The 17,236-nt window shown below is 37.4% G+C and carries 17 protein-coding genes; 2 read left to right on the top strand and 15 right to left on the bottom strand.

Features of this window, described 5'->3' with window-relative positions; translation table 11 throughout:
- Positions 1 to 91: 91 nt before the first annotated feature.
- The 14 genes from KNP64_RS07300 to KNP64_RS07235 form a co-directional block, all read right to left on the bottom strand.
- On the bottom strand, positions 92 to 1,237 hold the full coding sequence (locus tag KNP64_RS07300) for a glycosyltransferase family 1 protein (RefSeq protein WP_251126359.1): 1,146 nt from the start codon (positions 1,235 to 1,237) through the stop codon (positions 92 to 94).
- Positions 1,230 to 2,399, bottom strand: a complete 1,170-nt coding sequence (locus tag KNP64_RS07295) for a polysaccharide pyruvyl transferase family protein (protein ID WP_214792376.1) — start codon at positions 2,397 to 2,399, stop codon at positions 1,230 to 1,232. The genes KNP64_RS07300 and KNP64_RS07295 overlap by 8 nt, the downstream gene beginning before the upstream one ends.
- 33 nt (positions 2,400 to 2,432) lie before the next feature.
- Complete coding sequence (locus KNP64_RS07290) at positions 2,433 to 3,533, bottom strand: EpsG family protein (protein WP_214792373.1); 1,101 nt, start codon at positions 3,531 to 3,533, stop codon at positions 2,433 to 2,435.
- 36 nt (positions 3,534 to 3,569) lie between these two features.
- The gene (locus KNP64_RS07285; protein ID WP_214792370.1) at positions 3,570 to 4,739 is read right to left on the bottom strand and encodes a glycosyltransferase family 4 protein; all 1,170 of its coding nucleotides are present in this window, start codon (positions 4,737 to 4,739) and stop codon (positions 3,570 to 3,572) included.
- Between the two features lie 15 nt (positions 4,740 to 4,754).
- Positions 4,755 to 5,651 carry an ATP-grasp fold amidoligase family protein gene (locus KNP64_RS07280; protein ID WP_251126345.1) on the bottom strand — a complete coding sequence of 299 codons (897 nt, stop codon included), beginning with the start codon at positions 5,649 to 5,651 and terminating at the stop codon, positions 4,755 to 4,757.
- Positions 5,629 to 6,747 (bottom strand): glycosyltransferase family 4 protein, encoded by a 1,119-nt coding sequence (locus KNP64_RS07275; RefSeq protein WP_214792368.1) that lies wholly within the window; start codon positions 6,745 to 6,747, stop codon positions 5,629 to 5,631. Before KNP64_RS07275 ends, KNP64_RS07280 begins: the two co-directional genes overlap by 23 nt.
- Complete coding sequence (locus KNP64_RS07270) at positions 6,744 to 7,364, bottom strand: acetyltransferase (RefSeq protein ID WP_214792366.1); 621 nt, start codon at positions 7,362 to 7,364, stop codon at positions 6,744 to 6,746. The genes KNP64_RS07275 and KNP64_RS07270 overlap by 4 nt, the downstream gene beginning before the upstream one ends.
- A 3-nt stretch (positions 7,365 to 7,367) precedes the next feature.
- Positions 7,368 to 7,991, bottom strand: coding sequence for a sugar transferase (locus KNP64_RS07265; protein WP_371815303.1), 624 nt, complete (start codon positions 7,989 to 7,991; stop codon positions 7,368 to 7,370).
- A complete protein-coding gene (locus KNP64_RS07260) occupies positions 7,988 to 9,127 on the bottom strand; it encodes a DegT/DnrJ/EryC1/StrS family aminotransferase (RefSeq protein WP_214792363.1) in 1,140 nt (379 codons plus the stop codon). Before KNP64_RS07260 ends, KNP64_RS07265 begins: the two co-directional genes overlap by 4 nt.
- 19 nt (positions 9,128 to 9,146) lie before the next feature.
- Positions 9,147 to 11,024 (bottom strand): polysaccharide biosynthesis protein, encoded by a 1,878-nt coding sequence (locus KNP64_RS07255; protein WP_251126344.1) that lies wholly within the window; start codon positions 11,022 to 11,024, stop codon positions 9,147 to 9,149.
- A gap of 19 nt (positions 11,025 to 11,043) precedes the next feature.
- Positions 11,044 to 11,943, bottom strand: a complete 900-nt coding sequence (gene galU / locus KNP64_RS07250) for a UTP--glucose-1-phosphate uridylyltransferase GalU (protein WP_214792360.1) — start codon at positions 11,941 to 11,943, stop codon at positions 11,044 to 11,046.
- A gap of 221 nt (positions 11,944 to 12,164) precedes the next feature.
- Positions 12,165 to 12,932, bottom strand: a complete 768-nt coding sequence (locus KNP64_RS07245; RefSeq protein ID WP_214792357.1) for a tyrosine-protein phosphatase — start codon at positions 12,930 to 12,932, stop codon at positions 12,165 to 12,167.
- A 14-nt stretch (positions 12,933 to 12,946) separates the two neighbouring features.
- Complete coding sequence (locus KNP64_RS07240; protein WP_214792354.1) at positions 12,947 to 13,663, bottom strand: CpsD/CapB family tyrosine-protein kinase; 717 nt, start codon at positions 13,661 to 13,663, stop codon at positions 12,947 to 12,949.
- Positions 13,656 to 14,378, bottom strand: a complete 723-nt coding sequence (locus KNP64_RS07235; RefSeq protein WP_214792352.1) for a YveK family protein — start codon at positions 14,376 to 14,378, stop codon at positions 13,656 to 13,658. The genes KNP64_RS07240 and KNP64_RS07235 overlap by 8 nt, the downstream gene beginning before the upstream one ends.
- A gap of 195 nt (positions 14,379 to 14,573) precedes the next feature.
- On the opposite strand from KNP64_RS07235, the gene KNP64_RS07230 reads away from it, so the two are divergent.
- Complete coding sequence (locus KNP64_RS07230; RefSeq protein WP_214792349.1) at positions 14,574 to 15,806, top strand: flagellar basal body-associated FliL family protein; 1,233 nt, start codon at positions 14,574 to 14,576, stop codon at positions 15,804 to 15,806.
- A 27-nt stretch (positions 15,807 to 15,833) separates the two neighbouring features.
- Positions 15,834 to 16,877 (top strand): UDP-glucose 4-epimerase GalE, encoded by a 1,044-nt coding sequence (galE, locus tag KNP64_RS07225; protein WP_214792347.1) that lies wholly within the window; start codon positions 15,834 to 15,836, stop codon positions 16,875 to 16,877.
- On the opposite strand, the gene KNP64_RS07220 is transcribed toward galE, so the two are convergent.
- Positions 16,874 to 17,224, bottom strand: a complete 351-nt coding sequence (locus tag KNP64_RS07220) for a hypothetical protein (RefSeq protein ID WP_214792345.1) — start codon at positions 17,222 to 17,224, stop codon at positions 16,874 to 16,876. The two genes, galE and KNP64_RS07220, sit on opposite strands and share 4 nt — an antisense overlap.
- Positions 17,225 to 17,236: the final 12 nt, after the last annotated feature.

The following is a 17,236-nucleotide window of genomic DNA, read 5'->3' as shown; positions in this document are numbered from 1 at the left end:
TTTTAAACTCCAATTTTACTAATAATATCAACTTATATTTTACATTGCATGTGCCAGGAAATTCTTTCTATAGTATTTAGTAAAAGAAACTTCACTTGTTATGTTCATAAAGATCAGTCACTACTTTTACGGTGCTATTTATTTCATATTTTTTTTCAATCAAAGCTTCTTCTATTACATCCCACTCAATAGCTTTGTTTCGCTTTTGAATTTCTTCTATTTTTTCAGCCCATATTTTTTCACTTTCTGAAAGGTCTAATCTGTGAATTAAATCAATGTCTAAATCTGCTTCCTTTGGCACTTCGTTTGATACTAAACACGCTACGCCCGCAGCCTGTGCCTCAATCAGAACGATTCCGAGTCCTTCGTAAAGTGAAGGAAAGAGAAATAAATCTATAGAATTTAGTATTTTATTTATATCTGATCTTACCCCTAGAAAATGAACATTATCGGCAATATTTAATTGTTTGACTAAATCTCTTATTTTGTTCTCTTCATTGCCTTCCCCCACTAAAACTAAATGAGGAAGTCTATTATTTTTTTTACAGTATTCATTGAATATTTTGATAAGAAACTCATGGTTTTTTTGTGCGGTGAATCTCCCTACGTGACCAATTAAAAATGAATCTTTATCTATCAATAATTTTTCCCTCAGATAATTTTCATTTTTTGTAGATTGCTTATACGTATTTAAATCTATAGAGTTAGGAAGATATATTGTTTTCTCATTTTTAACATTCTTTTTTCCAAATAGAAATTCACAGGCTTCTTGAGAGCATCCAATCATATTAGTTGAGTTTGTACTGATTTTAAACCTCATCATGCTTCTATAAAGAGAGTTTATTATTGAATCACTTTTCCCATCCTTAGTATTGTGACTATGTGCAATTCGCGTCGGAACACCATATTTCCTAGATACTTCTAGAACAATTCCACTAAAGAATAATGTATGACTGTGTACTACATCATATGGTCCGAAATTTTTTAGAGTATTTGCTAAAGCCATTTTATATTTTTTTATGTTTTTTCTAGGTAATGGATGGGATATGATTCTCCCCCCTTTCAGTAGTATCTCCTTATCGTAAAAACACTCTTTAGTAGTGTGAACAGCAAAATCAAAATGAAATTTTTCAAGATCAACATTTCTGTAAATATTCATTATTAAAGTTTCTAAACCAGCTGCATTCATTGCACCTACTACATGTAAAACTTTTATTTTTTTCTTGTTTTTATTCATTAACAAAGCTCACCATCTCCAACTTTTTCTGGTTTACTAATTCCATATTAAAGTTTCTATCCTTTAATGATATGTTATTTAATACTTTATTTACTGTAGTAATTGGTTCCTCATTAAAATCAATTACGTATTCGTTCATGCCTAAATCATTAAAAATACTAATTAGTTTGACATCCCACATTAATCCGTATGTTGGCTTTTCTAATGAAATAGAAGGTAAGCATGCATGTAACCTTTGCGCTATAATCATATCTTGTAAAGAAATAATGTTTAATAGTTCATTATACTCTTTAGGGTAACTATAAAAATTCACTTTATCATTTTCCCTACTAAATTTTCCCTTGATAAAATATTCTACAAACGCGTTATCTGTTTTCGCACCATTTGTGAAGATATTTACTTTAATTCCTTTAGCAGTGAAAAGATTAATGACACTTATCCACCAATCAGCACATACTTCTCTTGACCATCTTAAATCGCTATGCCTTTCAATCTCCTTAGGATCCATAATACCTAAGCCTATTTGGTATGAACTTTTATTATTGCTTGAATCCGTGTTAAGTAATTCCTTTGTAAAAAGTGCCGGATCCGAAAGAACACTTATTTTTTTTTCACATGTTACATCGACTGACGTAAGAAAATCTTTTGAAACCTGATCCCTAACAGCAATGGATTTTGAGTAATTAAGAGCATTCGCAAAATAATTTCTTGCCGTTTTACTCCAAGGACCTTTAGCACCAACAAAAGCAAATATTACGGGCTTATTGTATTTTTTAGCCATTTGTACGACATTATTTATACCTATAGGGAAATTTAAATAATTATCAATAAGTAAATGTCCACCCCCTATAATAATTTTATCGCTTTTAGATACTGCAATTTTTAAGTCATTTTCAAGTTTTTTATTATTACGATAATACGCCCATACCTTAATTCTCCTAAGAGGATTAGGAATTAGTTTTTTTACCTTTGATTTGGAGATGAGAGCTATCTCCTCGTTCTTTTTTTCATGAGTATTATTAACAAAACCATTTGTAAAATCAAAATTAGTTATTTCAACGTCTTCGCTAGAGTTTATAATTAAATGTTTCAATGTCTCAGCAATGATTCGATCACCAAGGTTATCTGAATTTGGTACACCGCATACTAATATCTTCTCCATATAACACCTCAAATTCTTGATTTTTGCAATTAATTATTCTGTCCAAAAAAATTCGTAAGGAATCATATGTTGTCCTCTCCATGAATCACCAAAGTAAGCGTTATAACTGTAGAATAAACAGTAAAAAACAACTATGATGAAAAGATTAAACTTAATAAATTTATTTTTCTCTAACTTAATAACTGCTGGAAATAAAAAACACAAACTTATGTTTGCGTACCAGACCATACGTCCAATACCTATAATAGGAGCAAACACTTCAGTTATAAATTTAATAAGAAATAAGAAATAATAAAATTGATAACTACGGTTTTTTATAGTTAATTTTTTATAGTAAATCGAAAATATCAACAATAAAGGGGCTGTAGAGAGCAATGAAGCTATTTCAAAAACAACTGTAGAATCAATATATTCTTGATATCTGCTTCCTGATATTAAAGGATAAACAAAAAGCCTTACTGCATAAAACCCAAGAGGTATCAAAAAAAATAATTTAATCACAGTATTTTTTTTGAAGTCATTAGTACCCTCTCTTTTTTTTATAAATAAGGCAATAAGTGCAAATAAAGCTGAATAGTGGAACATAGTAGCTAATAAAATCATCAGAATATATTTTTTTCTGTTCCCTTGAATAATATATCGGTAAGCTACTGCAACAATTGAAACGGCAATACCCATCCTCATAATCCCAAAGTAATAGAAATATTGAGTGGTCGTAAAAATAAAAACCATTAATCCTAATGAAACATTATTGTTTTCGTAACTAAATGCTTTATAAAAAAAAGATACAGTAATAACTGCAGATATAATAAACAGCCATTGATAATCATCAAAGACAAGATATACAAATCGGTACAAGAAATAAAATCCCGGCTCGGTAGTATTTATTGAATAGTATTCTTTTAAACTCATGATATTTGCTATGTTATATCCAGAAATATAATTTTCTCCATCCACACCAACTGTATATTTCCGGAACCCTAGTACAAATATAAGTATGGCCATAGAAAACGTCCAAAAAAACTTATTGGGAACTTTTCTTCCTTTGTTATTTATCGTAGAGTATCTTTGAGCTAAGATTGCAGATACAGTCACTAATAAAACGGTTGATATATAAATAGTGTATGCGTTCAATATGTGATTCTCCATATTTTTGTAATAACGATTTTATTATGCATTTTTAAACCTTTCAAAAAAGGATGATCTTCTTGCTTCAATTACTTCTGCGTTATATTTTTTGGATTCCATATAATTTCTTTTTGATTGATTTAAAAAACTGAATTCATCATAGCTTCTCAAAATTTCGATTATCTCTTTAATATTATTTTTTGAATTACTAAAAACATATTTATTTTCTAATAGTTCGGGTATCCCTGCAGTATCAGCCCCAAATGAAGGTAATCCTCTACTCATAGCTTCAATTAAAGCTCTAGGCAATCCTTCTTGTCTACTTGGCTGAGCATATAAATCAATAGTATCTAGCCAATCAAATATTTCTGAATGTTTTAAAGCACCTAGGAATAACACTTTATCCTCAACGTCATTTTTTATGGCCACAGACTGAAGGAACGATTTGTCTCCATCACCTACTAAATGGTATTCAAAATGATTAATCCCTTGTTTTTTCAATTCGCCTAACGCCTCAATTATATATTGTTGACCTTTATATCTCACATTTACAGCAGCGGTAGTACCTATAATTATTTTTTTCTCATTTTGCATACCGTGAATTTTTTCAAGTCTTTTTTCCAAAACAACACTATCTGTATTTTTTAAGATTACATTTGAACAGTTAATTTGTTCGCCTTTTGTAGGATATCTTTTTTGTAAAAAAGCATTTGTTACGTACACAACATGCTTAGCTTGTTTAACACGTTTTTTGGTAGCAGTATACATATACGGAGCAACAATTTTACCAATTAAACTATGATTCCAAAATGCATCCCAAGGACATGCTACGACCTCAATTAAATAAGGTTTGTTATGTTTCTTTGCAACATCTATGGCTATGAATCCAATTACACTTGGAATTCTTGCGACAATATAATCGGAATTTAAAACGGCATTCTCAAGGATTTTTCTATTTTGTTTGCGATGAATTAGCCTACCTTTCAAGCTGGATGTATTGAAGCATTCAATCACTTCAAATGGGGAAACAGTTATTTGGGACTGTCTTTCGGACATTTCAGATTGGGAGACATGCTTAACCCTCATTGCAACTGAGAGTTCATTTCCTAAAGTATAATATCTTTTGAACATCTCATTATTGTGAGCAATACCGTAGAAATTTCCTTTTTCATCTTTTTTTATAGGCCCATCATGACAAAATAAGACTTTCATTAACTTATACCTCTTTCACTTCTTAATTTTTGGAAGTATGAAATTTTCACCTAACTTAAAATCAAATTTGTCAGGAGTGAATTGTACATATCCCGTCCAAGGATAAAAAGTTAATTCTCCGAAGTAAGTTTTATTGTTTACAAAATATAAATCGACACGAACAAACGGAAAGTCTGCCGCAAGAGTATTAGCAACTTCTAACATTTCATCTAATCCATCAGGTCGTGAAATTCGATCTCCGAAGTTAGGATAGTCAGTACTTACATCAATAAAATTCCAATCAACATCATATATGTTTCTTTTATGTCCAACGTGTCTATCTACATCAAGTACGATGTAATGCGCTTTTCCATTGAAACAAATAAATTTGTAGTCATTAATCCCATCGAAAATGTTTGTTTTATCTTCTAAATACTCTTCGACAACAATCTTCGGATTGATATCTTTATACGACCATTCACGTCCAATTGCATAATTATCTCTTCTCATCCATTCATTTAAAGATTGCTTTGTTTCCTCAATATTTAAATGTGATTTGTCTTTACAGAGAATATTAGTTCCACTTCCATTAGAAGTTTTCATAACAAACTTGTTTGGTAAAGAATCAAAATCAATGTCATCAACATCATTATAAACACCGTAAAGAGTTACTAATATCTCCTCTAAATTTTTTGATTTAATATATTCCCGAACCTCATATTTATCGGCACATTGTCTCATTAATGGAGTCTTATAGTTTATTTTGTACCATTGTATTTTTTCAGTCCATCGCATTGGCTCTACTAAATCTAATTCACGTCCCATTTTAACTTTATATTGAAACTTCAACATTAATTCATCAGGAATGAATTTGAAAAAGCTTAATATTTTAAAGCGAGATTCTTTATTTTTAATTAATTTTCGATAATCCATAGATATTCTCCTTAATATTCTCTATTTCTGTAAGGTAAGCATTTACAATTATTTTTCTATTAAACTCTTTTTCAACAATGTTCCTACTATTAAAGCCCATTTTCTTTTTATCCTCATGTGTTAGGTTAAGAAAATTTTCTATCTTATATATTAGATCTTGACTGTTTTTCTCTTCGATTAAGTACCCATTCGAATTATTATTTACTATCTCTTTGCAACCACTTCTATTTGTCGTAATAATTGGTCTCCCACATGCAGCACTTTCGAGTAAAACATTAGACATACCTTCTGGATAATAGGTAGGATGTACAGTGCAATGAGATATCTCATGAAACTTTCTGACATCATGTTGCTTGCCGTGATATCTAATTATGCCTTTTCTATGCATTTCCTCAAGCTTGCCACCATACTCCTCTTCACAAAAACCTACGATATGAAATTTAGTATTAGGATACTTCTTTTTTATGTAAGCTGCTGCATCAAGATATTGTTCTATTCCTTTTTCTTTCATAACACGAGAAATAAATAGAAAATTAATGCTTGCTTCAGAGGGATATTCTAACATTTCATAGTGATCGAGATTTACTCCAGATCCAGGGAGCGTTTTGTGCTTTACTTTTACAATTTTATTATCCAAGAAAAAGTTCTTGTTATCGTTATTCTGGAAAAACACACATTGCGCTTTACTTAAAGCACTTTTATACAAAGATAAAGTAACTTTTTGCAGCGCCCCTTTATTTTCTACTGCCGATCCTAATCCAGTAATATTAGGAATATAAGGTACCTTGCTTAATTTACAGATCAACCCACCATAAATATTTGGTTTAATTGTATAAGTTAAAACTATATTAGGTTTTATTTTCTTTATTATTGATTTATATCTTAATAATAATTTCAGATCTGAAATTAAGTTAGTTCCTCTTCTATCTAAAGGTGTATCAATAAATTTGCAACCTAAGGCCTCTAATTTTGGAATATATTCATCATTTGGCAATGAAATATACACTTCATGGCCTTCCTGAATTAATTCAGACAATAATTCTTTTCTGAAATTATAAAGACCCATTCCAAAATTAGCTAATACTAGTATTTTCATTTTGTTATTCTCCTAACAGGTACTCCTACGTAAACATCAGGTTCAGTTATATTTTTCACTACAACTGATCCAGCACCTACTTTGCAGTCATTAGTTATATCTATATTATTGCTAACGATACTTCCAATGCCTAGCCATGAGCGTTTCCCAACTTTAACATTTCCAGCTAAATTTACACCAGGTGACACATGTACGAACTCTTCAATATGACTATCATGATCAATAGTAGAGCCGGTGTTAATAATACAACCTTGGCCGATATTCGAGCAACAATTGATAGATACACCTGACATAATAACGGTTCCAATATCGATTTTAACATCTGCACCTATTGTTGCATTAGGATGAATAAGTATAGGAATGTTAGCACCTAGGTGCTTTACCTTTGTTTGGATCTTTTCCCTCACGATATTATCCCCAATACCAACGAAAACATCATAATCTTTTATATACGTATCAATATTATTAATATTGTCAATCACTTCTAAACCTAAAGATGTATTCATATTATTATTATCATCTATAAATGCTATATATCCCCATTCGCCCATCTTTATGGCTATATCTGCTACTACTTTACCATGTCCACTAGCGCCAATAATCAATAACCTCTTCACTAGTTATTCTCTCCCTTTAAATGGATCCACTGTAACATGATCCGTAGCACTAATTCCTTCTTTCAAAATCACCTTTTTAATAGTCAACAAGATTAATTTCATATCGCAAATGATGTTAACATTTTCTACATACTTTACATCTAGTTCGAACTTTTGTTCCCATGTTAATAGATTTCGTCCGTTCACTTGCGCTAGTCCTGACAGACCAGGCCGGACGTTATGACGTTTTTTTTGTTCTTCGGAATACAATTCTAAATACTCAACTAACAATGGACGTGGTCCAATGAGTGACATATCTCCCTTTATGATATTAATAAGTTCAGGTAGCTCATCTAATGAAGTAGAACGTAAAAATCGACCGAATTCTGTCAATCTAACCTCATCTGGAAGTAAAATCCCGTTCTGATCCTTTTCGTCAGTCATTGTTCTAAACTTATACATTTTAAATAATTTACCGTCTAATCCTGGTCGAGTCTGCGAAAACAAAACTGGACTTCCTAATTTAATACGAATTAAAAAGGAGACTATTAAAAAAATAGGACACAGGATTATCAATCCTACTATTGAAATTACTAAATCCAAAAATCGTTTAATTTTCTTTTCATATATATTTTTTTTCTTCATCATTTAAGCCATAATCCTTTTATAATTTTTACAACACGTTCTAAATCATCATTTGTCATTTTTGTATCAGAGGGTAAGCACATACCTTTTTCAAATAATAGCGCAGAAACATTACTCCCAAAATAATCGTATTGCTTAAAATAAGGTTGCATATGCATAGGTTTCCAAATCGGTCGAGACTCAATATTCTCTTTTTCTAGTGCATCCATAATATCGTTCGGAGAAAACCTACCTTCAAGTGTTATGCATGACAACCAATAATTTGGTTGATCCCACTCATTCACAGGCATAAATTTAATTTCTTCAATCTCAGAAAGTGCATTTTTATAAAACATAAAAATCTCTTTTTTTCTTTGCACTCGTTTTTCAAGTACCATTAACTGCCCTCTTCCAATTCCAGCCAACACATTACTCATGCGATAATTATAACCTAACTCGCTGTGCTGATAATGACGCGCTACGTCTCTTGACTGAGTAGCCCAAAAGCGTGCTTTGTCGATAGCCTCTTTGTCGTTAGAAACAAGCATTCCTCCCCCTGATGTAGTAATAATTTTATTTCCATTGAAAGAATAGATTCCAAAATGACCAATAGTACCCGTTGGACGACCTTTGTAAAAGCTACCTAGGCTTTCTGCTGCATCCTCAATAACTATAACGTTATGTTTCAAACAAATTTCCATTATTCTGTCCATATCAGCTGCCAGTCCATACAGATGAACAATTAAAACTGCTTTAACATTAGGATACTTTTCAAATGCCTTTTCTAAAGCAAGAGGATCCATATTCCATGTTTTATAATCACTATCTATAAATACTGGAATTGCATTTTGATAGATAATTGGATTTGCTGTTGCTGAAAATGTTAATGTTGAGCAAAAGACAATATCGCCAGTCCCAACCCCCGCTGCTTTCAAAGCTAAATGAATGGCTGATGTCCCTGAACTAAGTGCTACCGCCGCATTTACATTCACTTTCTCGGCTAACTCTCGTTCGAAATTATCAACGTTCGAGCCTAAGGGTGCAATCCAATTAGTGTCAAATGCTTCTTTTACGTATTCTTGTTCGTATCCTTCATCACTCATGTGAGGAGATGCTAGGAAAATGCGATTAGCTGTACTATCTTGTGTTCTAGAATTCATATGGTAAGACTCCTCATTATCAAATAGTTTGCTTCACATTATTTGTTAGCGTCAATTTTTGGTTTGCCCAGTTAATAAGGTATAAACTCAATGCTTCGTCCGTTTTCAATATTTCCATCTGTGATAGTTTATAGTCTAATTTTTTTTCTTCAGTGACAATTCCAGTAAATATTTTTGGATAAACTGATTCAGGATGAACTTCCCCTTCTTTCAACAGTTCTTCAAACATTTTCTCTCCAGGACGAATGCCACTGAATGTGATTGGAATTTGCTCTTCTGTGAAACCACTAAGTTTAATCATATTACGAGCAAGGTCAATAATTTTCACGGGTTCTCCCATATCGAGAACAAATACCTCGCCACCATCAGCGAGAATACCGGCTTGAATGACTAGGCGACTTGCTTCAGGAATTGTCATAAAATATCGTGTCATATCAGGGTGTGTCACTGTAACCGGGCCACCATTTTCAATTTGCGTCTTAAATAATGGAATGACCGATCCACGACTTCCCAATACATTTCCAAAACGAACGACGGCAAATTTAGTGCGACTCGATTTTGCCAAATTTTGAACCACCATTTCAGCGATTCTTTTTGTTGATCCCATAACGTTGGTTGGGTTAACTGCTTTATCCGTTGAAATCATGACAAAACGAGCAGCGCCGTATTCATCGGACATCTCGGCAACATTCCTAGTGCCGTATATGTTATTTTTTACTGCTTCATATGGATTTGCTTCCATTAAAGGAACATGTTTATGAGCAGCTGCATGAAAGACTAAATGCGGTGTGTACTTTATAAATACTTCACGCAATCGACTTACGTCTTGTACATCCGCAATTATAGGGATCAAATCAATATCTAAATTTAGTTCTCGAAGCTCACGTTCGATTAAATAAATACTATTTTCTCCATGTCCTAGTAGTAAAATCCGTCCCGGACTAAATTTCAAAATTTGTCGACAAATCTCTGACCCAATGGATCCCCCTGCCCCTGTGACAAGTACCGTCTTACCTTCAACTTCTGATTGAATTCCTGAAATATCTAGTTCAACTGGTTCACGTCCTAATAAGTCATCAATTGATACTTGACGCATTTGATTGACGGCGACTTTACCAGCTGCGACTTCTTCAATCATCGGTAACGTATGCACATTTGTACAAAGTGCTTTTGCCCGTTTAATAATAGCGAGTCGGTCTTGGTAATTCATCGAAGGGATAGCAAATACGATTTTATCAATCGCGTGATTCTCGACTACACTTTCTAATTGTTCCAGCGTTCCTAACACTCTTACACCGTTAACAGTCAATTTTTGAAGGTGACTGTTATCATCAATAAACCCAACTGGATTCATACGATGATTATCTGATTGATTGATTTGACGGACTAACATACGACCTGCTTGACCAGCACCGACAATTAACGTACGCTTTTCGGATTTACGACGTTTCATTTTTCTACCACCTAGAACTAGTCGGCGATCCTGCTTCCAAGTCACATAAATTCGTGACCCCAAACGAATGCCTCCTAATAATAGAAGAGATAAACAGAAACTGAGGAATAACATTCTTTCCATTGCTTCTCCGTAAACAACAAATTGAATAACATATAAAGTCAATGTACTCATCATAAGCGTCACCGCAAGCCGAATAGCTTCTGACATACTTGCAAAACGCCATGCGACTCGATAAAGGCGACTGATACCAGCCATCACAATAAATAGTGCACTATATAGTAGAGCCGACTCTACAAAATGATTACGATCCACATTTTCAATAAATTCAATTGGATATAAAAAGAAATACGTTACGAACATTGAAGATAAAATCGCAATAATATCAAGAGCTACTAATACACTTGTTCGAAATGATTTTCGACCTAGTTCAGGAATCGACAATTATTTTCCCTCCCTTTATTTAGTTGATTACATTCATAGAAGCATTTTCTTCTACTAGTTGTGTAATCATCTTTAACACGTCGTCATGCAAATCTTCTCGAGCAAGTGCGAATTCTAACGTAGTTTGAATAAACCCTAGTTTCTCGCCAACATCATAGCGTTTACCAGAAAACTCATACGCAAAGACACGCTGTACCTCGTTTAAGCGTGTAATTGCATCTGTCAATTGTATCTCGCCACCCGCACCAGGAACTTGCGTCTCTAAAAATTTAAAAATTTGTGGGGTAAATAAGTAACGCCCTAGAATCGCCAAGTTTGAGGGCTCTGTTCCTGGAGCTGGTTTCTCAACAAAAGACTCTACTTTATGTAATCCACCTTCAAGCGATGCTTGAGGATCAACGATTCCATAACGGTGTGTCACATCATGAGACACCGGTTGTACGCCGATGATGGAGCTCTCAGTCTTGTTGTACTGTTCAATTAACTGCTTCGTACATGGAGTTTCTGCCTGCACAATATCATCACCAAGCATAACGATGAATGGTTCGTCTCCAACGAAAGCTTTAGCTTGAAGCACAGCATGGCCAAGACCCATTGGTTTAGACTGACGGATAAAATGAATATTGATATTGGTCGTTTCTTCAACAAGTTTCAAAAATTCAGATTTACCTTTTTCAATCAATGTTTGCTCTAGTTCTGGAACCGAATCGAAATGATCTTCAATAGCTCGCTTACCCTTACCTGTTACAATTAAAATGTCTTCAATCCCCGATTCAACGGCCTCTTCGATGATATATTGAATTGTTGGTTTATCGACAATCGGTAACATTTCTTTCGGCATCGCCTTTGTGGCTGGTAAAAAACGCGTGCCTAAACCAGCTGCCGGAATCACGGCTTTCTTTACTCGTTTTGTTGTCATCTTCTACACTCCTCTATGGATAAATATATATTATCTGTCTGATTCATAGAAAAAAGGATGTAACTTACATCCTTTCAAAATTATAAATTAAGGGTATCACTTTCGACCTAATATAAAAACATACGAGAAGTAAATTAAACCTAAAATCGTTCGACAGTTGTCGACAAAAGAATCATATTTTTAGATGAATTGTCAATAATTAGTCTTTAATAATAAGTGAATTATTTTTTCCATTTTCCTCGCCAGTTTTTTGTCGGTAACGTCGGCGGATCTATAAATACGAATTCATCCTTCAGAATTGCTTCCGCATTAACTACGTAAGTCTCCCACTTGTCTTGCCCAAGCTCTTCACGAACAGCCTTTTCGACTTCAATCCAATAAAATGTTCGGCGACCCGTACTATGAGCATCTGATGCGATTAAATGACTGAGACCGTTACGAAGGAAAGCGAATGCGAGCTCTTTCACGTTCTGACCGAACTCTCCGGTCAAACTACTCGTCGTAATCTGCGAGAGAGCTCCAGACGAGACGAAGTCCATCAGTCGTTTTGGGTTGGTTGCGAACTCTTTATTACGTTCGGGATGGGCGATAACTGGCGTGTAACCTTCCGTTTGAAGTCCAAAGAATAATTGTTCAGCATAGGCGGGGACTGAGTCACTCGGGAACTCCACGAGGACATAACGTGATCCAGCAAGTGATGACGCTTTACCTTGCTCTAATGATTCAACAAGGTCTCCAAAAATCCGGATTTCTTGTCCAGTGTATAAATCGAGGTCGATTCCTTCTTGCCGCAAAACGTTTTGTAATCTCGTGACGGCATTCGATACATCCAGCTGGCTTGTGTCAAACTTTGGGTGAAACGCGTGGGGGGTGACCACGATTGCGGTCACCCCTTCACTTACGGCGCGTTTCGCCATCTCGACAGCTTGTTCAACTGTTTCCGGACCGTCATCGACGGCCGGCAATAAGTGACAATGGATATCAATCATGGCACGCTCTCCTTTTATTCGTATGCGTAATAGTAGTAGTAATCGTCGCTGCCCTGTGGCTCACGTTTGTTCAAGACGACACCGAGGATATGCGCTTCTGCGAGCGTCAATTGTTCTTTTGCTTTGACGACCATCTGACGATCCGATTTATCGCAACCGACGACAAGAACGACACCGTCAACCTTGCGAGCCAAGAGGCGCGTATCCGCCACTTGCATCATCGGAGGCGCATCTAAAATGATAATGTCATAGTTTGCTCGAAGTTCTTCTAAGACACGATCCATCATTTTCGAAGACAACAATTCCGAAGGATTCGGTGGAATTGGGCCAGCCGCGATTAAGTCTAGGTTTTCGATTTGAGTCGAATGCGTCGCCTTTTCGACGGTCGTCTTCTTAGCCAAGACTGTCGAGAGCCCAATTCCGTTTGAGAGGCGGAATGTAAAGTGAGCCGTGGGACGGCGCATATCGCAATCGACAAGCAAGACACGTTTTCCTTGTTGCGCATAAACCACAGAAAGGTTTGAAGCAGTCGTTGACTTCCCTTCACCTGATGATGCTGACGTGATGACCATCGTTTGTAGGTCGTCATCGACAGCCGTAAATTCTAGGTTCGTTCGGATTGTGCGATATTGCTCTGAAATCGGTGACTTCGGTTTATGAACCGTAATCAATTCCCGACCCGTCTTATCATATTTGATGTGTTTACTCTTTTTTTTCCCGAGATTAAACATGGGCTTGTTCACCTTTCATATTAGCTTGACGTTGTTGACGCATTTCGACTTTGTCGATTACAGGGATTGACCCGAGAACCGGTAACTCCAAAATATTTTCAACATCTTGCTCCGTTTTAATGCGACGATCCAACACTATTTTAAGAAATGCGATGGCAACCCCAAGTATCAGACCAAGTACCGTTGAAATTGCTGTATTTAATAAAATATTTGGACTAACTGGAAACATAGGAACAGATGCATTTGAAAGAACTTTAACATTATCGACACTCATCAATTCCGGAACTTTTTTCGAAAAGACATCACTAATCTCATTAGCGATATCTGTCGCTAATACCGGGTTCGTGTGTTGGACTTTAATATTAATGACCTGTGAATTTTGTTCACTATTAACTGTAATCAAATTACTAATGTTATCGGGTGCTCCAATCACATTTTCTTGAACCTGTTCAAGAATAGCTGGACTTTGGATAATGACACGGTATGTATTCACAAGTGTCACTGACGACTGAATTTGACTATTGTCCAAAGGCATATTCTCGCCCTGTTTTGGAGCTACCAATACCTGGGTCGACGCTTCATATGTCGGACTTATTACGAATGAACTAACTAAGAAGGCAATAAGTGCCGCGATGATGGCTAAACTTGCGATGAGCCATTTGCTCCGTTTTACAATGGAGAATAGTTCTCCAATAGAAATTGTTTCTTCTTTCATGTTCGTGTTTTCTCTCCTCTGTTCTTTAAATTCACTACTGGAAAAATTCCGCAGATAATATTTAACAATGCCAATACCAAAACATTATAGCAAAAATCCTCACAGTTGATGACCCATTTTTTAAAATTTGGGTTTTTTGGTATGTAAATCTGATAAACTTTGTTAGGAAGAACTTAACAAAAGGAGGAGACAATAGTGCACGTTAGTGAGCGCCTACTCCAGTTGTACGCAGACACGAATGCGGCAACACGTACAAAACTACAAGATGTCATTAAACAAAATTTAGGGGACGGAAAATCGTTGAGTAAGTCCTTTGAAGAATTGACCGGAGCAACGCAAGAATCATTACCGACAGAAGAAAAATCGGCGGCTGACTTCGCTGGTTGGATCAAAGACGGCAAGAAAGATGCCATGTTTCTTCCATACTATGTGTCTTTACTTGGGTTGCATGAGAATGTATTGAACCAAGAAGCGACGAGTACGCAATCGACTCCTGTTGACAAGACAACGGTCAACGAGACGTTAGCTATTGAAAAAACGGTCGTAACTGTTCCTGAAGCAACCGTAGTCGAAGCTCCAAAAGTGAAAGAAAAACCATCCACTCCAAAGCAACGTTATATGCCAGAAGCGCCAGTCCCGTCACGAGCCGAACGAGCCAAGTACCAACGAACAATCGAACCCGCTCGACCACGTCGAAAATCCGGTAAGTGGATCGCTGTGCTTTTCTTCCTGATTTTACTCATAGGAGGCGGCTATTTCGGGTATCCATATGTATTGGACTTGTTGGAACCAAAACAAGAAGCCAAAGTTGTCGAGGAAACACCGAAGCCGGATCCTGAACCGGTCGTTCAAGAACCGGAAACGAACTATGTCTGGCTCGCCTCGAAGAACGTCAACCTCGTCTCGGAACCGAACGGCACGACCGTCACCTATATAGGAGATATCGGCGACCGCTACGAGATTGTGAAGGAACAAGATAACCATGTCGAAGTGAATTTGGATGGCACGACAGCCTGGGCCCCGCTCGACGCGGTCACGACCGAATGGCCAACGCGTGACTTGACGGATAATGCTTTGCTCGACTGGGTGAACACGAACTTGAACAATGATTGGCTCGGCGAAGCGATTCCTGATTTCTTCGCCATGAATGAGGCAACGCTGACAGAAACAATCGGTGCGCCTTACGGCCGTGAGACGGATGCGTTGAACGCCTATGCGTTCTATAACGGCGGCTTCTTCGTCATTCAACAGGACAAGGTGCACGCCATCGACTGGACGAACACGCAAACGACACGCGAGGCGTTTAGCTCGCTCGGTGAACCCGTCCTTGCGACGGACGATGCAGTGGTTTATGAGAGTGAGACATACTCACTCCGCTTATTCGAAGGTACGAACGGACAGACACGGGTACGACTGACTGAAAAATAAGAGAGTTTCACGGAAGGAGCAATCCCCATGAACACGATTCTTGTTACAGGGGGTGCCGGTTACATCGGTACCCATACCGTCTTACAGTTGCTTGAAGCTGATTACAACGTCATCGTCATCGATAATTTTTGCAACAGCTGTCATGAAGCGCTTAAACGCGTTGAGTCTTTGGCCGGAAAGTCGGTCACGTTCTACCTTGGCGATATTCGCGATCGCGAATTATTAGAGAAGATGTTCACCTCGCATCAGATTGACGCCGTCATCCATTTCGCCGGATTAAAGGCTGTCGGTGAATCGATGTTCGAGCCGCTCCGCTACTATGAAGATAACGTCGTCGGTACGACCATCCTGTTAGAAGTGATGGATGAGTTCGGCGTGAAGCGAATCGTCTTCAGCTCATCGGCGACCGTTTACGGAATTCCCGAACGTACGCCGATTGACGAGACGTTCCCGCTCAGTGCGACGAACCCGTATGGTCGAACAAAACTGATGATTGAAGACATTATGCGCGATCTTGCTGTATCTGATTCATCTTGGAGTATTGCCCTATTGCGTTACTTCAACCCGATTGGCGCTCATGAATCGGGCCGAATCGGTGAAGATCCGTTCGACGTTCCGAACAACTTGATGCCGTATATTACCCAAGTCGCTGTCGGCCGTTTGAGCGAACTGAGCGTGTTCGGTGACGATTACGACACACCGGACGGGACCGGCGTCCGCGACTATATCCACGTCGTCGATTTGGCCGAAGGTCACTTGAAAGCGCTCGACTACGTCATGGACCACACGGGCGCCGAAGCGTTCAATTTAGGGACTGGGACCGGCTATAGCGTCCTCGACCTCGTCCATGCGTTCGAGGCAGAGAGTGGAAAAGCTGTTCCATACCAAGTGACACCGCGCCGCCCAGGCGATATCGCTATGTGCTTCGCTGATCCATCGAAGTCGAAACGTGTACTCGGCTGGGAAGCGAAACATGACGTCCGCGCCATGTGCCGCGACGCTTGGAAGTGGCAATCAAACAACCCGAACGGTTATCGGGAAACAGAAAAACGGCTGACACGAGAACCTTAAGGTTCTTCTGTCAGCCGTTTTGTCATGTCCACTTCAATAATTTCTGGTTCTTTACCCGGTGTGACGAGCACCCCGAAGTCGAGGACGGCGATCACGATGGCAATGCCCGCGAGCCCCCACGCCGTGTCGAACGTGAACTCTCCGACGATTAAGCCAAACAAGACGAACGCCGCGAACATCAAATAATAGAACTTGCGCCAAACCGTCCGGTACTCGATTGCAAACTCACGGTCCCACATGTAGAAAAATACGAAGCCCGCTAATGCGATGAATAGTGTCGCGAACATCCAATACGAAAATGAATGGAATGTCAGGCTCAAGACATGCATAAATAGTGACTGATTCAATGGGGTTAGCTC

Source organism: Exiguobacterium sp. s64 (assembly GCF_018618035.1).
Taxonomy (GTDB): domain Bacteria; phylum Bacillota; class Bacilli; order Exiguobacteriales; family Exiguobacteriaceae; genus Exiguobacterium; species Exiguobacterium mexicanum_A.
Note: the sequence above shows the minus strand (reverse complement) of the source record. Positions and strands in the feature narration are given on the sequence as shown.